Genomic DNA, 18,823 nt, shown 5'->3' on the forward strand with positions numbered 1-18,823 from the left:
GAATGTCTGATTTTTTAATTGATGAAGAGTTACTCGCAGCCATCGATATGGGGTCGAATAGTTTCCACTTGGCAATTGCACGAGTGGATCATGGTGAAGTAAAAAAAGTGGCATCAATGTCAGAAAAAGTACAGTTGGCCGCAGGTTTAGATGAAAATAAGAATTTGACCGAAGCTGCTCAACAACGTGGTTTGGCATGTTTGGCGCGTTTTGTGGGACGTTTAACTGCGGTGCAGTCAAATCGTTTGCGTATTGTGGCAACCAACGCATTGCGTCAGGCCAAAAATGGACATGAGTTTATTCAAAAAGCCGCAGAAATTTTGCCTAAACCTATTGAAATTATTGCAGGGCGTGAAGAAGCCCGTTTAATTTATTTAGGCGTATCGCACACGATGGCAAATAGTGGTCGTCGTTTGGTAATTGACATTGGCGGTGGTTCGACAGAGTTGATTATTGGCGAAGAATTTGAGCCAATTCATACCGAATCTTTACAAATGGGCTGTGTGGCCTATACCAAAACCTATTTTGCCGATGGTGAAATTAGCAAGAGCAGTTTTGAAAAAGCAGTGGTTGCAGCGCGTAAAGAACTGTATTCGATTGCCAATACTTATAAAGAAGCAGGTTGGGATACCGTTGCAGGTTCGAGCGGTACCATTAAAGCCTGTCGTCAAATTACGGTAAATATGGGCTGGAGCAATGAGCAGGAAAATCTGACTCGTGAAGGTTTAGAAAAACTCAAAGACCGTTTGCTCAAGTTTAAACACGTATCAGAAATGGAATTTGATGGTCTAAAAGAAGACCGTCGAGCAGTTTTGCCAGCAGGTTTGGCAATTTTATATGCGGTATTTGATGTATTAGATATCGATAAACTGGTGTATTCCGATGGGGCTTTGCGTGAAGGCGTAATGTATGACTTGTTGGGACGTTTCCAGCATGAAGACATTCGTGATCGCAGTGTACAGGCCTTGATGGGGCGTTATAACTCAGACCCGAAACAGGCTGGACGTGTGGTGAAAACTGCGCAACATTTATTTGACAGCGTGGCAGAATCATTAAAATTAAATAACGAAGATAGTGACTTATTGCGTCGTGCTGCGTACCTACATGAAATTGGTTTAGCCATCAGTCACAGCAGTTATCATCGTCACGGTGCATATTTATTGCAACATTCGGACATTCCCGGTTTCTCACAAATTGACCAAAACTATCTCTCGCATTTGGTCGGCAACCATCGTCGAAAGTTGCGCCAAGACGCGAAAACAGAAGCACTGAAAGCGGGTGGCAATAAAATTGTTTACTTAAGTTTGTTGCTTCGCCTTGCAGTTTTGGTCAACGCAAGTCGTAGCGATGCGATGCTTCCTGCCATTGAATTAAGCATCCGCAATGCGCAACAATGGCAGCTCAGCGTGTCGGGTGATGCCAAACAATGGCCATTGCTTGTCGCTGAATTGCACGATGAACAAGTGCAATTCAAGAATTGGGACATTGAATTGAATATTCAGTCGGAACAATTTGTCGATTAAGATTTGGTTAATTTAGGGATAACAGTCGACTTATGAAAAAAGCTGCTCAATCTAAAGCATGGAAAACCGTGCAAATTGCACGTCATCCTGAACGTCCGCAATTTCTAGACTATGTGGGTGAAATTTTCACTGAATTTGATGCCTTACATGGCGATCGTTTATTTGGTGATGATGGTGCAATGATCGGTGGATTGGCACGCTTTGATGGTCAGCCTGTCATGGTGATAGGTCAACATCGTGGTCGCAGTACCCGCGAAAAATTACAACACAACTTCGGGATGTGTAATCCAGAAGGCTACCGTAAGGCACAGCGTCTTATGGATATGGCAGAGCGTTTTAATCTGCCAGTTTTCACTTTTGTTGATACGATGGGTGCATACCCAGGTGTAGGTGCAGAGGAACGTGGTCAGGCAGAAGCGATTGCGACCAGCTTGGCACAACTGTCGAACTTAAAAGTACCTGTAATTGCTACAGTATTGGGCGAAGGTGGTTCAGGCGGTGCGTTGGGTATTGGTGTGGCTGACCGTGTGGTGATGTTGTCACACAGTATTTACTCTGTTATTTCGCCAGAAGGCTGTGCGTCTATTCTGTGGAAAACTGCAGAAAAAGCCGAACAAGCCAGTGAAGCATTGGCATTGACTGCAGAAAAACTGCAAAAGATTGGTATTGTAGAATATGTGGTTGATGAAGGTGAGGGTGCGCATTTAAACCCTGAACAAGTCATGCACAGTCTGAAAAATGTGTTAAAAGAAGCTTTGGATGAATTGCAAGCGATGGATGCAACACAACGATGCGAAGAACGTTACCAGCGTTTAATGAAGTTTGGCAGCGACAATTTAGGTCTAGCGTCTTAAGTCAATTACAGGCTTTTCCTGCACAGACAAAATTTTTAATCGGATGTAGTGGCGGTATGGATTCCATGCTGCTACTGCATCTTTTGTCATTTTTGTGTCCTGAAAAAGTGCGCGCGATTTACATTGATCATCAATTGCAAAGCTCAAGTGCTGAGTGGGGTGCATTGGTGCAAGCCACCTGCCAGAATTTAAATGTACCGTGTGTGTTGCAAAAAGTTAATGTGTCTGAGGGTAATTTAGAAAACCAGGCACGTCAGGCGCGTTATCAGGCCTATATGCAGCACTTAGATAGCAACGAAGTTCTAGTGTTGGCGCATCATCAGCAAGATCAGGCAGAAACCGTATTGCTGCGTTTGTTTTCAGGCGCAGGTGTGCAAGGACTTGCTGCCATGCAAGCTGTCGATGTGCGTGATGACATCAGTATTTGGCGTCCGTTATTGGATATTTCGCGTGAGCAGATTTGCCAATGGAGTGCTGAATTAAAGCTCGATTATGTGCAAGACCCAAGCAATCAGGATGTGCATTATGACCGAGCTTGGGCAAGAGAAATATTGTGGCCTGTCGTGCAACAGCGTTTTCCTAAAATGCAGCAAGCTGTGACGCGTACTGCAAACTTGATGCAAGATACTGAAAACATTTTGGCAGAAGTTTTGGCGCAGGATTTAGCTGCATGTGGCACAGACTCGCAGTTGAATTTAATTCAGTTACAACAATTGTCTTTGTCACGGCAACGTCAGCTATTATCGGCATGGATGAAAGGACAGGCACAATATCGCCCAAGTTTTGATATGGTCGAACGCTTGCAACGTGAGGTGATTCAAGCCAAAGCCGATGCACAAGCGGCATTACATTGTCAGGATTATTATTATCTGCGTTATCAGCAACAATTATTTCGTTTGCCGAAAGCGGAGTATTTAGCTGCAGAACATTTTGAGGCAGAAGAACAAGTGTTATGTTTGCAGGCAGATCAGACTTTTCAAGTGTGGTCTGGCTGTTATCAACTGCAACAAGCCAAAGTCGGTTTATCTGCAACTTTGCTGAATCGTCCGTTAACTTTACGGCCACGTTTGGGTGGTGAAAAAATTCATTTGTATGGTCGGGTGGGCACATGGCCACTGAAAAAAGCCATTCAGGAAGCACAAATTTTTCCGTGGACGCGTCATACAATTCAAATATTAAGCCTAGATAATGTTATGCTAGGCGTTTTTAGCCCCAAAGGCTTTTGGCTTGCACAGTCGGACTATTGTGTCGCAGATGGATGGCAACCGAATTTAGTCTCTTAACGACAAAGAACTCAACGAAGAGCGTGAATCATGAGTGCAGTATTGAATTGTAATATTAGTTTCATTGGCGGTGGCAACATGGCGCAAGCCTTGATTGGTGGTTTGATTGCCAGAGGTTTGCCGCCAACCCGTATTACAGTTTCAGACCCTGTAGAACAAGTGCGTGAATTATTAAAAGAAAAAGATGTGCATGTCACTGAGGATAATTTGGCCGCGATTGCAGATGCAGATATTGTGGTATTTGCAGTCAAACCACAGGTTTTGGCACAAGTATTGCGTCCATTGCACGGTCAGTTTGAAGATAAACTGGTGATTTCGATTGTTGCGGGCGCAGAAATTGCCACGATTTCTGAGTTATTACGTACAGAACGTGTAGTGCGGGTAATGCCAAATACGCCTGCTTTGGTGCAAACAGGTGCACATGGTTTGTATGCAACCGAACAGGTCAATAGCACTGACCGTGAATTGGCAAGTCAGGTTTTGGCAGCGACAGGTTTAACTATTTGGGTAAACTCTGAGGCGCAAATTGATGCTGTGACTGCAGTATCTGGTTCAGGGCCAGCATATTTCTTCTATTTGATGGAAAGTATGATTCGTGCAGGCAAGAACTTAGGTTTAGATGAAAAAGTGGCGACAGCACTGACGTTACAAACTGCTTTGGGTGCAGCACAAATGGCAATTACCAGCTCGAATACACCTGCAGAATTACGCAAAAATGTAACTTCACCAAATGGCACGACCCAAGCGGCAATTGAAGTGTTTGATCATGCGCAAATTTCACAAAATATTCAGGCGGCATTGGCTGCTGCTAAAACGCGTAGTCAAGAATTAGCGCAAGAGTTGAGTGATAGTATTTAATTATTGAAAAACAATGAATTGAAATTTTAGGAAAGTTTAAGTATGGGTGCAAATTCTGCGCTAATTTTTGGCATTATCATTAACGTAGCGATTTTGCTCGTATTCTTCCGTTTCTTAATGCAATTGGCAGCGGTGAGTCCTTATAACCCTGTGGTGCTTTCAACCATTAAAGCCACCAAAATTGTAGATGTATTTGGACGTATTTTTCCAACGGTTGGCAAAGGTCGAGTTAACTCTGCAGCCTTGGCTTTGTTGGTGGTGTTGTATCTAGTCAAAATTTTTGGTGTTATGTATCTCAATGGTGCGATGCCGAATAGTCCAATTCACTTACTGATTCTGACTTTTGTGACCATGATTCAGGATTTAATCCGTTTCTGTCGTTATTTGATTTTTGCCACCATTATTTTGAGTTGGGTGGTGATGTTTACTCAATCTCGTGGCCCGTATATTGAGGTGATTCAAGAGTTGGCAGAGCCGTTATTAGCACCATTTCGTCGTTTATTGCCGAACATGGGCATGATTGATTTGTCGCCAATTATTGCATTTTTGGCTTTATATATCGCTGAAATTATTATGAATCAGGTAGCGATTGTATTGCTGACTGGCTTATAAGTCGCATTATCCTAAAACATTAAAAAGGACTCAAATCGAGTCCTTTTTTTGTAGTTTAAGTTTGGGCTGACGACCTTAATGAGTCTTCAGAAATACAAATAACCTGCATCCTGACCTCCTTCTAGGCGAAGGAAGGTGCTGAAAAAAGAGAGCGCAACGACTTTAGTGCGCTTCATCCCAGTTATTGCCTTTTCCGACTTCCACCACCAATGGTACAGAAATTTCCACCACAGATTGCATGACTTCTGCCAACTTCGGCGCGAGTTCATCTGCCGCATCTGCATCGACTTCAAATACCAATTCATCGTGTACTTGCAGCAACATTTTGGCTTGCGCTTGCGGTAACATTTTGTCGACTTCAATCATCGCCATTTTAATAATATCAGCTGCAGAGCCTTGTAATGGCGCGTTAATTGCCGCACGTTCTGCCGCTTTACGTACCATCATATTACGTGCAGCAATATCTGGCGTATAGAGGCGACGACCTAAAATAGTTTCTACAAAACCTTGTTCTAGCGCGACTTGGCGGGTACGTTGCATATATTCATAAATGCCCGGATAACGCTGGAAGTATTGCTTGATGTAGTTTTGTGATTCTTCACGGGTAAACCCAAGCTGACGAATTAAGCCAAATTCCGACATGCCGTAGAGCAGACCGAAGTTTACAGCTTTGGCCTGACGACGCTGATCTGAGGTTACGTCTTCTAAGGCAATACCCAAGACTTCTGCCGCAGTACGGCGGTGCACGTCTTGTCCATGGTTAAAGGCATCGAGTAGGGCATCATCTTGTGAAAAATGTGCCATTAAACGCAATTCGATTTGCGAGTAGTCGGCTGCCAACAACACGCGACCTTCAGGTGCGACAAAGGCTTTACGAATTTGACGACCAATTTCGGTACGAATTGGAATGTTTTGTAAGTTTGGATCAGTAGAAGATAAACGCCCTGTTGCAGTCAAAGCTTGGTGATAACTGGTATGCACTCGATGCGTATCGTTGTTGGCTTGTTTCAGTAAGCCATCGGTATAGGTGCTTTTGAGTTTAGATAAACCACGGTAGTCTAAAATTAAACTACTGATCGGATGCTCAATTTTTTCCAAAACACTTTCACTGGTACTGTATTGACCTGTTGCGGTTTTCTTGCCGCCTTTGAGTCCGAGTTTATCAAACAGGATTTCGCCCACTTGTTTCGGTGAGCTGACATTAAAGTTTTCACCTGCCAATTCTACAATTTGGTTTTCCAAATCTTGCATGGTTTGGGAAAAATCGACACCCAATTGATCTAAAAATTTCAGATCAAGCTGAATGCCATTTTCTTCCATACTGGTCAGCACACGCGCCACAGGCATTTCGATGTTGTGCAAAATATTGACCAATTCAGGATGCTTTTGTAGCTTCGCAGACAGCACTTCATATAAACGATACGTAACATGCGCATCTTCTGCAGCGTAGTGCGCAGCCGTTTCAATTTCAATTTGATTGAAAGTTTTTTGCTTGACGCCTTTGCCTGCAATTTGCTCATAAGATGTGGTCAGGTGGCTTAAATATAAGCGTGCCACATCATCCATGCCGTGACGGGTTGCGACAGAGTTAAGCACATAAGATGCCAACATGGTATCGAAATACCAACCTTGTAAATGAATACCGTGATTTTCAAGCACATGCGCATCATATTTTAAATGATGCCCAATTTTATCCACCGCATTATTTTCTAAAATAGGTTTGATTTGTGCCAAAACCTGATCACGGTTGAGCTGCTGTGGTGCGCCCTCATAATCATGCGCCAAAGGTACGTAATAGGCATCTTTGGCATCGAACGCGATAGAAAAACCAACAATTTCTGCAACGCGATAATCCAGACTGGTGGTTTCTGTATCAAAGGCAAAACGCTGTGCAGTTTGCAAGCGTTGCAGCAAAGCATCCCAATGCGCCTGATCTAAAATGGTGTGGTATGTTGCTGCACCGAGTTGATCATCAACACTGCTTTGCGTGGCTTGATCTTCAGTTTCAATTTCATTGGCTGTCGGTGCGGCGACTGTTTTTGCAGCTTGTTGATAATTGCTGTTATTTGGATTATTTGGATGATCGAGCGATTGTAATTGATTACGGAATTCTAGCTCGGTATATAAATTGCGTAAGGCTTCAACATTAGGGTCTTGTAGTTTTAGATCGGCATAACCAAAGTTCAGATCAAGGTCACAAACAATGCTGGCGAGTTGATGATCTAGCGCGATGCCATCGGCATTGTCTTTAATATTTTGTCCGACTTTGCCTTTAATATGATCGACATTTTCTAAAATCGCACCAATCGAGCCATATTCGGTCAGTAGTTTTGCAGCAGTTTTGGCGCCAATGCCGGGCACGCCCATAATACCATCGGAAGCATCACCCATGAGGGTCAGATAATCAATAATTTGATGCGGCCATACGCCAAACTTGTCAAATACAGCCTGAATATCCATTGGCTTTTCTTTGAAGCTGTCTTCAAGGGTAACTTTTTCAGTCACCAACTGCGCCATGTCTTTATCGCCCGTAGAAATCAGTACTTGCTGTCCTTCGGCTTCGGCACGTTTGGCTAAAGTTCCAATAATATCATCGGCTTCTGCGCCTGGTAGCATGTAAAGTGGAATACCCAAAGCACGAATTAAAGCATGTAAGTATGGAATTTGCTGAGAAAGTTCCTCAGGCATACTTGGGCGGTCACCTTTATAAATTGGCGATAGTTCGTGACGGAAAGTCGGCTCAGGCGTATCAAAAATTACCGCCATGTGAGTAGGCTGAGTACGACGCATCAACTTTTGAATCGCAGAGATCGCGCCACGAATAGCATTGGTATGTAAACCAGTTGACGTGGTTAATGGTGGTAGTGCGTGAAAGGCACGAAATAGAAAATATGAGCCATCGACCAAGACAAATGGTGGCATGGATTGATTCCTTCTGCAAATAAGCAGTTTATTGTACGTGATTTTTGCAGTTGTCGCAGAAACTGATTTTTAAGGCAAGTGTTGCAGACGCACAGTTACCGAATTGCTGATGAATCCTGATTCAGAATCGTGCTGTCTGTTGTATGATCGGAGCCATGACAATATCAATAAAATGAAGAGCAATGCAGACAGGGCAGAATGAAATTCGAATCATTTGGTTCATGCTATTAATCATAATTTCAATTGGCGCATGGTGGCTCGGTGTGCCGATGCTGAGTTATATCTGTGCAGTTGCTGCGGTGGTCAGCGTGATGTTTTTTGTGGGACGAGTGCAGAACTCACTGGAACAGGTTGTGGATGCACAGTCACAAGTACAACGCCAAAGCTCTAAAACTCCTTTATATATCGCCGCTTTTATTGCTTTTTTAGGAATATTGCTGGATTGGTATTTACTGACATCTATTGCTTTAAGTGCATGGATTTTTATGTTGTTGCGATGGTTGCAGCGTTTGGAGCAAGGACTGTATCAATTACAGCAATTACAAAGTGCCGCTAAGCTTCAGGCGCATGCTCAAAAGAGCTATCCTCAAAAGACCAATGCTCAAGAGAAAAAGGTTCAAACGCAATTCGCAGAGCATATTTTAGCCAATACATCTGAAGTTGATGCAAGTCTTTCATCAGTTAAGGCAAATGTGGATGATGGTGTTATATCAACCGCTTCTCAACCTGAAACCATCGCTATTCAATCTGATTCCACATTATCGAGCGAGCCGAATTCTGTTCGGGAACAAGCAGCTCAAGTTTCTTATCCATATCAAGACCAAGAGTATCTACATCAAGAATATTCAGCTCCAGATTTAGCCAAATCCTCAAGGTCTGTTGCACCTTTTGCAACTCAGTCGCGCTCATCAAGTAACAGTTTATTGCAACAAGCTCAATCATGGCTGATACATGGTAATCCTGTATTAAAAGCAGCAATTGTAGTGTTACTCATAGGCGTGGTGTTACTGCTACGTTTTGCTACTGAACATTGGCAATTTAGTTTGGCAGTGAAACTTTTGTTCGTTGCTGGCGTGAGTGCAGCAGTGACAGTATTCGGTTATCTGTTACGCAACAAAAATCGCAGCTTTGCTTTGGGTGTGCAAGGTTTGGGGTTGGCTGGGCTGTGTCTGACCTTATTTTTTGCCTATTACAATTTGGTCATTCCAAATTTAGCTATCGCCAGTCTGTGTTTTATTGTGGTGATGTTGCTCACGCTCTGGCTGAGTTTAAAACAACAATCAGTCGAACTTGCCCTCATGGCAATGCTGATTGCGTATTTCGCACCGTTTACTTTACCTGTTCGTAATGCAACAGCCATTGAATTTATTGCCTATTATTTGCTGATTAATATTTCGGTTGCCATTTTAAGTAGTTTACGTCCGTGGAAATATTTAAATCAAATTGCGTTTTTAATGACGGTTGTGGTGGGTGGCAGCTATGCCTTTTATCATGGTTATATCTTTGAAAGGCAGGTGCTAACGCTTTTAGTTTTGGCGCATGCGGCTATTTTTATTTGGTTGGGTTTTCGCTTTAGTCAGCTTTTGGCACAGGAAGATGTCGCCACGTTTCAGCTGAAACCTATTTTAGACCTTGCCTTGATTTTTGGCGCACCCATTGTCGGTTATGCCTGTTTATATCTGATGTATTTTGAAGAAACAGCAGAGCAGGCAGCCTTTAGTTTGTTATTTGCGGTGGTTTTTGCAGGTTTGTATTGGCTGACCAAACAGCATCGGCAGACACAATTTATTGCACAAAGTTATTTCAGTTTGATGCTGATTTTTAGTGTGTTGATTCCACCTATTTTACTGCCTGAACAATGGAGTGTCATTGGTTGGGCATTACAAGGCGTGGCTGTGTTTATTTTTGCCTTTATTCAATATTCTAAAATTAGCCGTTATTTGGCACTAGGTTTGTTTGCCGTAGCGGGCTTATCTGGGCTGTATTATTTAGTAGAGTTGCCTTATTTCGAGCGCAGTATTTATTGGGTACTGAGCCTAAGTTATGCCACGGTTGTGGTGTTTTCCAACAGCCGTGCAGCTTTCAGACAACAACTGAGCACAGCAACCACGAGCGTACTGTGTTTAATGATGTTGTCTGCAACCAGTTTATGGCTATGGTTAGGTTTAGATTACTTTGATGGAGAACTTGCAACCGTACAGACGCTTTTGGCGGTGGTGGTCATTTATTTACTTATCAACGAAGTACTACTTTCTCGTCAAGCGACATGGTCATGGCTATTGCCCAAATGGTTAGGTCTAACGCCAGTTTCGCTCACTGCAGCAGGTTTATTATTCAGCCGTAGCTATGATGGAGCGGTGCATTGGGTTTCGGGTACTGAACGTCTGCTATTTGCCTTGTTTGCAGGCGTGCTCAGTGTGTTGTGGTTGCGTCCTTTATGGACTGTCCGCAGCGACAAAGAATGGCTGAGTTTAGGACTGTTACCCATTTTGGCGATGGCGAGTTTAACGCTGTTACCACAGCATCCGTATAGCAGCGTGGTGATTTTACCATTGCTCTTTGCGGCGTGGTGTTGGTGGCAACAACCGGATTCAGATTGGCGCAAATTTTGGTATGCGCGTAGCAATTTAATCTTCATGTTGATGTGGATGCTATGTTCACAACTGTTGACTGAACACGCATTTTACGGCTATGTACTGCCTATTTTGAATCCATTTGATTTGGTCAGTATAGCCATGTTGGTGGCTATTTTGTGGATGTTGAATCTGCAACGCAAAACCCATTTAGACCAAGGCTTGGCAGCGGTAATTATGGTCTTGAGTTTACTGTGGCTAAGTAGTTATGTGCTATTACGTGCCTTACATCTGTATTTGGGAACGCCAATCAACCAAATTGCTGTTTGGCAAGATGCCACTGTGCAGCTCAGTTTGACCTTGCTTTGGGTGAGTTTGGCTTGTATCGCCATGTGGATTGCCAGTCTGAAACAATTACGTGCCTTGTGGATTTTAGGCAGCAGTATTTTGGTGATTGTGATCTTAAAATTGGTGCTTTTAGATTTATCTAATATTGGAACTTTAATGCGCGTGCTGTCATTCTTTGCTGCAGGTTTAGGTATGCTACTGATTGCATATATCGCCCCAATTCCTGAGCCAGATCTCGCAAAAAACAACACTTCGCCGTCTTCCAAAGCTTGAGCAGATCCTCAAGTTTAGTTAGAGGCAAAGTGTCGAAGACTGAAACGATTACTTTAAGTCAGGTTCTCGTTTCAGTGCTTGGGCATTGGCATATTGATCAAGTTCTTCATTATTTAAAGGGCGCGATAAAGGATGATCAACAAAACCCATTTTGGGTACAGGAATTTCGATTTGGTTGTCTAGGAAACCATTACGGATACGTTCCTGCATTTCATCACGTACCTTTAAAAAGTTTTCTTGCTGACACCACACCGCAAACAACAATTCAATTGAAGATTCACGGAAAGCTGTAACTGTCACCGCGGGTTTAGGGTCAGACAGCACGAGCGGATATTGATTGGCGACACTGAGCAACACTTCACGCACTTTAATAATATCTTCGTGAAAATTAATCGCGAGGGTAATGGGCACACGTCGGATTGGAAACTTGGACAAGTTATGCACGGGTGCACGAATCAATTGTTCATTGGGTAAACGCACATAAATATTGTCTTGGGTCAGCAATTTAACTGAAAGTAAGTCAATTGAGATCACTTCACCTTCAATGGTGTGTCCGCGAATCAGGGTGATTTGAATGGTATCGCCCACTTCAAAAGAACCTTCGCCAATCAGGAACATACCACTAATTAAATTGGATGCCGAGGTTTGTGAGGCAAAACCCAAAGCCACGGTTAAAATACCCGCTGCACCTAAAAACACGCTGAGTTTAAAGCCTGCTTCTTTCAGGCTCGCCATCACAAACAGCAGGAAAATAAAGTAAAAAATCCCGCGTCGCCAAACTAAGCGTTGATGCGCATTAAAACGTGCGCCAATAGTGCGTACAAAAGTATTGGAAACAAAACGTGCAATTAAGAAACCAATCAAAGACAATACAATTGCGACCAAAATTTCGGTCAGACGATCTGTATTGATACTGGTAAAAATTCCTTTGAGGCTGTTGGTGATTTCTTTGGAAATATTGGAATCTGCCATAACATCCTCTTAGAAAAATGAATCAAACATATTAAATAAAGCACCTGCCGTTTCACGCGGTGGTTGCAAATAGGTCACTTCACCTGCATGTGGCGGGGTGCGATTTTCAATCCGAATTCGTGGCGGGCGGTCTAAACCTTCATGCATCACTTTAATTTGTGAAGTCCATAAACGACCTGTACTTTCGCTGAAAAATAAAGGCAGCGCAGGCACAGGCACATTCATTCGGTCAAAACGCAATTGTTGATTGCTGGTGTTGTGAAATTCAATCGGCGTGACGGCACGAAATGCACGTGGTTTTAATTGATGTAATTCGGTACGGCCATCGACTGCTGTGGCATAGCAAATTTCACCTGTACGATGATTGGGGCCAAACCAAGTATCTTTCGGGCGAATAATCGGCAAATCAAAAATGGGTTCACGTTGACCATCGACAAAGGCAGACATCCACAACGGTGTGCTGATATACAAGGTGCCGCGTTGCCCCGCAGGAATATAAATTGGATCGACAGGTTTAATCACCACTGAACGGTCTGCCAAACGAGGCATGAGCTGTAATTTACTTTGTGTAGATTTGAACATATAGCGTTCAATTTTCACAGGTTGTGGAAAGGCAAATTCAGGATCATCAATGTTATGCGATTGCTGTTCATAATCGTATTGAACCTGCGGGCGATAATATTCCAAACGCCATTCTTGCATACCACGGGTCAAACGTACTAAGAGTGAGCCAAATTGCCACGTTTTAGGACGATTGAGCTCAAACTCATAGTCACCCCACCATTTTAATTTAGCCGAATCAGTTTCTGAAATCTCATGATTTTGTGACAATGGCCTATCCCTTTCTTGATAAATCAGCGAAAACAGACTTCACGCTGTCATACGCTTAGAGTACACTCAAATTAAATTTTTTCATCATTATTATAATCGCTGATGCAAGTACTGAAACAATTACAAATACCGTATAGCTTTGCCAAACGCCATGGGGTGTTAATTCGTTATGAGGGCGATCATGCCTTTATTGTACGTCGTGAAAATACGCCGATGCTTGCCATTCAGGAGGCGCGTCGTTTTTTGGGGCATCCTGCACAGCATCAACTTTGTAGCGATCAGGAATTTCACCAATTATTAAGCAGCAGTTTTGCAGGTGATACAGGCGAGTCGCAGCAAGTCGCTGCGGGATTGGAAGATCACCCTGACTTGCTTAGTTTGGCAGATTCAGTTCCTGAAGCAGAAGACCTGATGGATCAGGAAGATGATGCACCGATTGTACGTTTAATCAATGCTTTACTGTCTGAAGCGATTCGGGTTGGCGCATCGGATATTCATATCGAATCTTTTGAGAAAAAACTGTCAGTCCGTTTGCGGGTCGATGGTCAGTTGCGTGAAATCGTGCAACCGCGCCGTGAACTTGCGCCTTTATTGGTGTCACGTATTAAAGTCATGGCAAAACTGGATATTGCCGAAAAACGTATCCCTCAAGATGGTCGTATTTCGCTCAGACTAGCAGGTCGTGAGGTCGATGTACGTGTGTCAACGCTGCCATCTTCGCATGGTGAGCGGGTGGTAATGCGTTTGCTGGATAAGCAAGCAGGTCGTTTAAACATGACGCACTTGGGGCTGATGCAAAATGATTATGAGCGCTTAAAGCAACTGGTACATCGACCACACGGGATTATTTTGGTTACAGGGCCGACAGGTTCGGGTAAAACTACGACCTTATATGCAGCTTTGTCAGACCTGAATGACGGTTCTAAAAATATTTTGACTGCAGAAGACCCGATTGAATATCAACTTGAAGGGATTGGGCAAACACAGGTCAATACCAAAGTGGATATGACCTTCGCTCGTGCTTTAAAAGCCATGCTGCGCCAAGACCCAGATGTGGTGATGGTGGGGGAGATTCGTGACTTAGAAACCGCCGAAATTGCAGTGCAGGCTTCCTTAACTGGTCACTTGGTACTGTCTACCCTACATACCAATACGGCCATTGGTGCAGTCACCCGTTTAAAAGATATGGGCATCGAGCCGTTCTTGCTGTCAAGTTCATTAATTGGGGTGATCGCACAGCGTTTAGTGCGCACCTTATGTTCGCACTGCGCCACATGGCATGCTGCAGATGACTTTGAACAAGAACTCTTTAAAAGTGTGACCGATGCAAGCGATTTAAAACTTCCGCAACCGAAAGGCTGTGAACATTGCTCACATACAGGTTTTACTGGGCGGACTGCAATTTATGAAATTGTCCCTGTGGATGAAGCAATGCGCCGTTTGATTCATGGCAATGCCGCGGAATATGAACTGGAAGATTATGCACGACAGCAATCAGGTTCGATTCGTGAAGATGGATTGCGTAAGGTATTGGCAGGTAAAACCACTTTGGAAGAAGTGCTGCGCGTGACCAATGAAGCGGCTGAATAGCTAAAAAGTAAGGTTAAGATAAGAAATACAAAGAGTTGATCACTATATTGTTGATCAACCCTTTTTATTGAAATTCAATTTTAAAATTGCAATAAACGACGATGCTGCATTAACGGCATCGACTCTCGAATTTTGCTTTGTTCATCTAAATCAAAGGGCACTGTAATCAGTTGCGTACCTTCGTCTTGCACCATTGACAATAACTGTCCGCGTGAATTGGCAGCGCCTGAATGTCCCCAAGTCTGACGTTTTTCACCATGCCAACCTTGTTGGGCTGCACCTAAAACCTGACATTGACTGTCCATGCCACGCGCCTGCAAGAGCAATTGCCAATGCATTTGACCTGTGGTGTAAGTAAAAGCCGATGGCGCAGTTAAAATATTGGCGCCTTGCGCACGTAAAGTTAAGGCCAATTCAGGAAAGCGCAAGTCATAACACACCATTAAGCCAATGTTGCCAAACGGTGTTTTCGCCACAACGACTTCAGAGCCGGGTTCAAAAAACTTAGATTCCTGATAACCACCAACAGAGTCACCAACTTGCACATCAAACAAATGAATTTTGTCATAACGTGCTTCAGTTTTTTCTGGGCTAATACATAAACTGACCGTACGCACACGACCATCTGCAATTGTTGAACCATCAGGGCGATATGGGCAGGGCAATGTACCCGCCACAATCCAGATTTGATATTGATGTGCAAGCTGTTCCAAACGCTGTTGAATACTTTCAAACTGTGCCGCGGTTTCGCATTGTTTGCCTGCTGCAAAGCAAACAAAGTTTTCTGGAAAAACGATCAGTTCTGCACCATCGGCTTTACTTTGTTGAATCAATGTTTCAATGATTTTGAAGTTTTCCTCAATATCATTTTGTGAGTTCATTTGAGCAACAGAAAGTAAAGTCATCAAAGCATTCCTGAGTGAAGATCAAGCGTTCTGCTGATTTTGCTCAGCACATTGATCGAGATTATCTTGTTCTTTTTGTAGCTGTTTCACCAAAGGTTCGAACATATTTTGGTTGTTTTCATTCAGCTTCATGAGGGTTTTATGGGCATCTAATACCGTAGTGAGCATATTGCTATGCGTGACGTGTTCTTCTACCAGCTCACGCGTGCAGACAGTTGGGTCACCACAGTAATTTAAAATCACAAACACCTGTCCTAAGCCCATGCTATTGGCGAGCGTAGTAATGTCTGGATTGGTAGATAGCATAACTGCTTGAATGTTATGGATTTGTTTCAGTTTTAAGCCTAGCTTAGCCAATACACCTAAAACTGTACTGTCAATAAATGTAGTTTGGGTTAAATCTACAATTGCACCCACCACATTAGATTGCTGTTCAATTTTACTGAGTAGTTTGTCTAGACTAATACAAGATTGGGCACGCACTTCGCCAAAAAGCTTAAAGATATGCGTTCCATTCAAACTTGCATATTCAACATGACCTGTTGACATATAAATGCCATTTGCAGAGAAGGATTAGATAATTATCCCATAGCGACTATATAGACTCAAGTGGCTTACAGTCGTATATCTTGGGTTGATAAGTTAACTGGCTGATTTATTAGTTATTTTGTTCGACACAAACTCAAGATCGCAATATCATCTGCTACATGATCGGGGGCTTGGAATGATTGATGTTGCAAGTGAAAGACCAATTGTTCAAACTGTTCATTCAAACCACCACTATAAGGTTCTAACGCACCATCGGAGCAGATAATAAACCGCGCCTGTTTATTTAATACGCACTCAAATTCCTCAACTTCTAAATCTTCAGTCAGTCCCAAAGGAAAACTACTGGTATTTAAAATTTTAGGTGCTTGATTGGGTTCGATAATAATGGCAGGTGGATAATGCCCCGCACTCGACCAACGCAGTTCGTGGGTTTCAATATTTAAAATCCCACTAATCATGGTGATATGCTTTTCAATATTTTCTTGAACCAACATGCCATTCAGCTTCTTAATCAGTTCGCGTGGTGTTTTGGAGCGACCATGAAATGCAGCCATCCAAGACGTTAGTAAACTACTAGTTACACCATGCCCAGAGACATCGGCTAAATAGAACATGATTTCTTTATCACTGATTTTCCAGTAATCAAACCAATCGCCTGACAAATAAGCCGAAGGCTTAAATAACGTATCTACACGGTAGTTGCACAGTTCGATAGGATTCGGTAGTAATTTTTTTTGTAGTTCCGCCGCAGAAGGTAAGTCGCGGCTGTCTTGATTACGTTTATACTGTGCGTCAATTTTGCGTAAAGCTTGCGGTGGATTTTCTGGTAAACGACTCCACAACCAACCTGCTAAAGCGCCTTGTTCCCATGCTTGAACCAATGCCGTGCCTTCATCTTCAAAGGCCAATACAATCGTGGGTAAATTCCATTGATGAGTTAAAAAATCTTGCACATCAGCAATTGCAATAATGGTTGGGTCATACAAGCTGATGTCATCTATGTGAATCATTTGCACACTAGGAAGTGTGTCGAGCACCTGTTCTAGATATGGAATATCACGTGTGGGTTGAATGAAATACATAGAGTTTTGTGTTGACCCTGAACCTAAACAAAGCGTTACTATAGCAATGCCTGAATACTCAAGGAAAGTAAAAACTCACCTTGAGTAAAATGTTTTACAAATTATTCTGTGCTTTCTTCAGGCAGGTTTATTTCTTCTTGATCATCAAAAAGTTCTTCGGTTTCATCATCTACAAACGAAATATTGTCGGCATCGAGTCCTTTCTTTTCCGCAATTTCAAAGTTTTTACGTTGCAAGTAAATATCCCGAATCGCGGCATATTTGTCACCCTGTAACACTTGCTCTACATCTAAGAGTTGCGAGCGAGTATCTACGCCGCGCATAACTTGCTCCGACCAATATAAACGGTCATTGTCATCTAAAATGTATTTTTGCGGACGCGCCTGACCATCTACAAGTGTGCCAAAACCATCACGGAAAGTACTTGGACCGTAAATTGGTAACATAACATAAGGCCCTGAAGGGACACCGAAGTAGCCTAAGGTTGTACCAAAATTTTCTTCTTCTGTGTCTAAACCTAAACGACGTGCAGGATCAGCCATTCCTAAAGTTGTAATGGTATTTAAGCTAAAACGACCTAAAGTTTTTGCGGCACGTAAAGGGCGACCTTGAATCAATTGGTTAACCGCATTCCAAGGTTCACCCAAGTTTTTTCGGAACTGACGATATGAGCCGCGCACTTCACCAGGAACTTTCTTTGTATATTGCAATGCAAGTGGACGGGCGACATTACGATCTAGAATGTCGTTGAATGCATAAATTTGACGGTTCAAAGGTTGTAGTGGATCTTTGACTTCATCGGGTTGTGCAGCATTTGCATTCACTTTTAAATCTTTGGCTTTGACACTTTTTAATTCTTTAAGCGCATCCAAACGACTACTTTTAGTTTTAGAAGATGAATCTGCCGCAATAACTTCAGTAGTTTCTTCTTGAGCAACTTCTTCAGTAGAAGGCGTTGTCGCATGTGTTGAGGTGATGAATCCTAAAGAAACAAGGCACACCCAAAGATATTTTTGTTGATACATAAAGAATCCTAGCGCTTAAATCTGAGTAAGCAAAAGCTGTTATATCGCCGATGGGTGTATAGTAACAGTTAATTGAAACGATGTATTAAAGCAAATGTGCTCAAAATGTGTGTAGAAAAAGCAAAAATGAACAAAAAATAAACACCTGATATATTTCTTTTGCAAAAAGTCTTGCAAGGTAAAATATTTGCCCTATAATGCACATCCATCGGCGGTGATGAAGATTAAAACTTCTGATAAAACAATGACTTGATTGAAATCGATTGGGTTGGGTTTTAGAGAGGAAGTTTAAAATAATTTAAATTACCAGTTGACACTTTAGAAATAAAGCATAATATAGCCGACCTAGCTTGATGCTGACGAAGCATCGAGAAGATCATTAAGAGATTATGAAGAACAACTTGTGTGGATTTTTACTGATTGATCGATCGAACATATTTCATTGATTGATTGGTTTAAATTACTCGAAGTTTATTTGAGCGAAATTTAAGTCAGAAAATTGATGAGCCAGATTTGGAAGTTTAGATTAAAACTTCAAAATGATTTTAACTGAAGAGTTTGATCATGGCTCAGATTGAACGCTGGCGGCAGGCTTAACACATGCAAGTCGAGCGGGCGAGGTT

14 protein-coding genes and 1 rRNA gene are annotated in these 18,823 nt (G+C 42.6%); 8 read left to right on the top strand and 7 right to left on the bottom strand.

What is annotated here, in order from left to right; all coding sequences use genetic code 11:
- The first annotated feature begins 2 nt into the window (after positions 1–2).
- The 5 genes from ppx to FTU35_RS06730 are packed head-to-tail and all read left to right on the top strand — an operon-like array spanning position 3 to position 5,130.
- Positions 3–1,523 carry an exopolyphosphatase gene (gene ppx / locus FTU35_RS06710; RefSeq protein ID WP_096902430.1) on the top strand — a complete coding sequence of 507 codons (1,521 nt, stop codon included), beginning with the start codon at positions 3–5 and terminating at the stop codon, positions 1,521–1,523.
- A gap of 32 nt (positions 1,524–1,555) precedes the next feature.
- Positions 1,556–2,377: an acetyl-CoA carboxylase carboxyltransferase subunit alpha gene (locus FTU35_RS06715; protein WP_004975170.1), complete on the top strand. Its 822-nt coding sequence runs from the start codon at positions 1,556–1,558 to the stop codon at positions 2,375–2,377.
- Positions 2,314–3,660 carry a tRNA lysidine(34) synthetase TilS gene (gene tilS, locus FTU35_RS06720; protein ID WP_179990638.1) on the top strand — a complete coding sequence of 449 codons (1,347 nt, stop codon included), beginning with the start codon at positions 2,314–2,316 and terminating at the stop codon, positions 3,658–3,660. The genes FTU35_RS06715 and tilS overlap by 64 nt, the downstream gene beginning before the upstream one ends.
- Before the next feature lie 30 nt (positions 3,661–3,690).
- Entirely contained in the window at positions 3,691–4,518 is an 828-nt protein-coding gene (gene proC, locus FTU35_RS06725; RefSeq protein WP_096902428.1) for a pyrroline-5-carboxylate reductase, read from the top strand.
- A gap of 42 nt (positions 4,519–4,560) precedes the next feature.
- Entirely contained in the window at positions 4,561–5,130 is a 570-nt protein-coding gene (locus FTU35_RS06730; protein WP_180064624.1) for a YggT family protein, read from the top strand.
- Positions 5,131–5,292: 162 nt separating this feature from the next.
- On the opposite strand, the gene polA is transcribed toward FTU35_RS06730, so the two are convergent.
- A complete protein-coding gene (gene polA, locus FTU35_RS06735; protein WP_180064625.1) occupies positions 5,293–8,052 on the bottom strand; it encodes a DNA polymerase I in 2,760 nt (919 codons plus the stop codon).
- A 182-nt stretch (positions 8,053–8,234) separates the two neighbouring features.
- On the opposite strand from polA, the gene FTU35_RS06740 reads away from it, so the two are divergent.
- Positions 8,235–11,246: a DUF2339 domain-containing protein gene (locus tag FTU35_RS06740; protein ID WP_179988662.1), complete on the top strand. Its 3,012-nt coding sequence runs from the start codon at positions 8,235–8,237 to the stop codon at positions 11,244–11,246.
- 48 nt (positions 11,247–11,294) lie between these two features.
- On the opposite strand, the gene FTU35_RS06745 is transcribed toward FTU35_RS06740, so the two are convergent.
- Together FTU35_RS06745 and FTU35_RS06750 are read right to left on the bottom strand one after the other, a co-directional pair.
- A complete protein-coding gene (locus FTU35_RS06745; RefSeq protein ID WP_096902425.1) occupies positions 11,295–12,218 on the bottom strand; it encodes a mechanosensitive ion channel family protein in 924 nt (307 codons plus the stop codon).
- Between the two features lie 9 nt (positions 12,219–12,227).
- A complete protein-coding gene (locus FTU35_RS06750; protein WP_180064626.1) occupies positions 12,228–13,049 on the bottom strand; it encodes a hypothetical protein in 822 nt (273 codons plus the stop codon).
- 102 nt (positions 13,050–13,151) lie between these two features.
- On the opposite strand from FTU35_RS06750, the gene gspE reads away from it, so the two are divergent.
- Complete coding sequence (gspE, locus tag FTU35_RS06755) at positions 13,152–14,639, top strand: type II secretion system ATPase GspE (RefSeq protein WP_004975184.1); 1,488 nt, start codon at positions 13,152–13,154, stop codon at positions 14,637–14,639.
- An 80-nt stretch (positions 14,640–14,719) separates the two neighbouring features.
- Here gspE and FTU35_RS06760 read toward each other — a convergent pair whose 3' ends face one another.
- From FTU35_RS06760 to FTU35_RS06775, 4 genes are all read right to left on the bottom strand, one after another.
- Positions 14,720–15,544 carry a carbon-nitrogen hydrolase family protein gene (locus FTU35_RS06760; RefSeq protein ID WP_004975186.1) on the bottom strand — a complete coding sequence of 275 codons (825 nt, stop codon included), beginning with the start codon at positions 15,542–15,544 and terminating at the stop codon, positions 14,720–14,722.
- A gap of 21 nt (positions 15,545–15,565) precedes the next feature.
- Positions 15,566–16,093 (bottom strand): anti-anti-sigma factor GigB, encoded by a 528-nt coding sequence (gene gigB, locus FTU35_RS06765; protein ID WP_004975187.1) that lies wholly within the window; start codon positions 16,091–16,093, stop codon positions 15,566–15,568.
- Positions 16,094–16,206: 113 nt separating this feature from the next.
- Positions 16,207–17,175, bottom strand: a complete 969-nt coding sequence (gene gigA, locus FTU35_RS06770) for an RsbU family protein phosphatase GigA (RefSeq protein ID WP_180064627.1) — start codon at positions 17,173–17,175, stop codon at positions 16,207–16,209.
- 101 nt (positions 17,176–17,276) lie between these two features.
- Positions 17,277–18,200, bottom strand: coding sequence for a VacJ family lipoprotein (locus FTU35_RS06775; RefSeq protein ID WP_180043986.1), 924 nt, complete (start codon positions 18,198–18,200; stop codon positions 17,277–17,279).
- Positions 18,201–18,746: 546 nt separating this feature from the next.
- Between FTU35_RS06775 and FTU35_RS13355 the strand changes: the two genes are divergently transcribed.
- Positions 18,747–18,823: ribosomal RNA gene (locus FTU35_RS13355) — 16S ribosomal RNA — on the top strand; the annotation flags it as partial.

The organism is Acinetobacter sp. YH12095, from assembly GCF_013419245.1.
Classification (GTDB): Bacteria; Pseudomonadota; Gammaproteobacteria; order Pseudomonadales; family Moraxellaceae; genus Acinetobacter; species Acinetobacter towneri.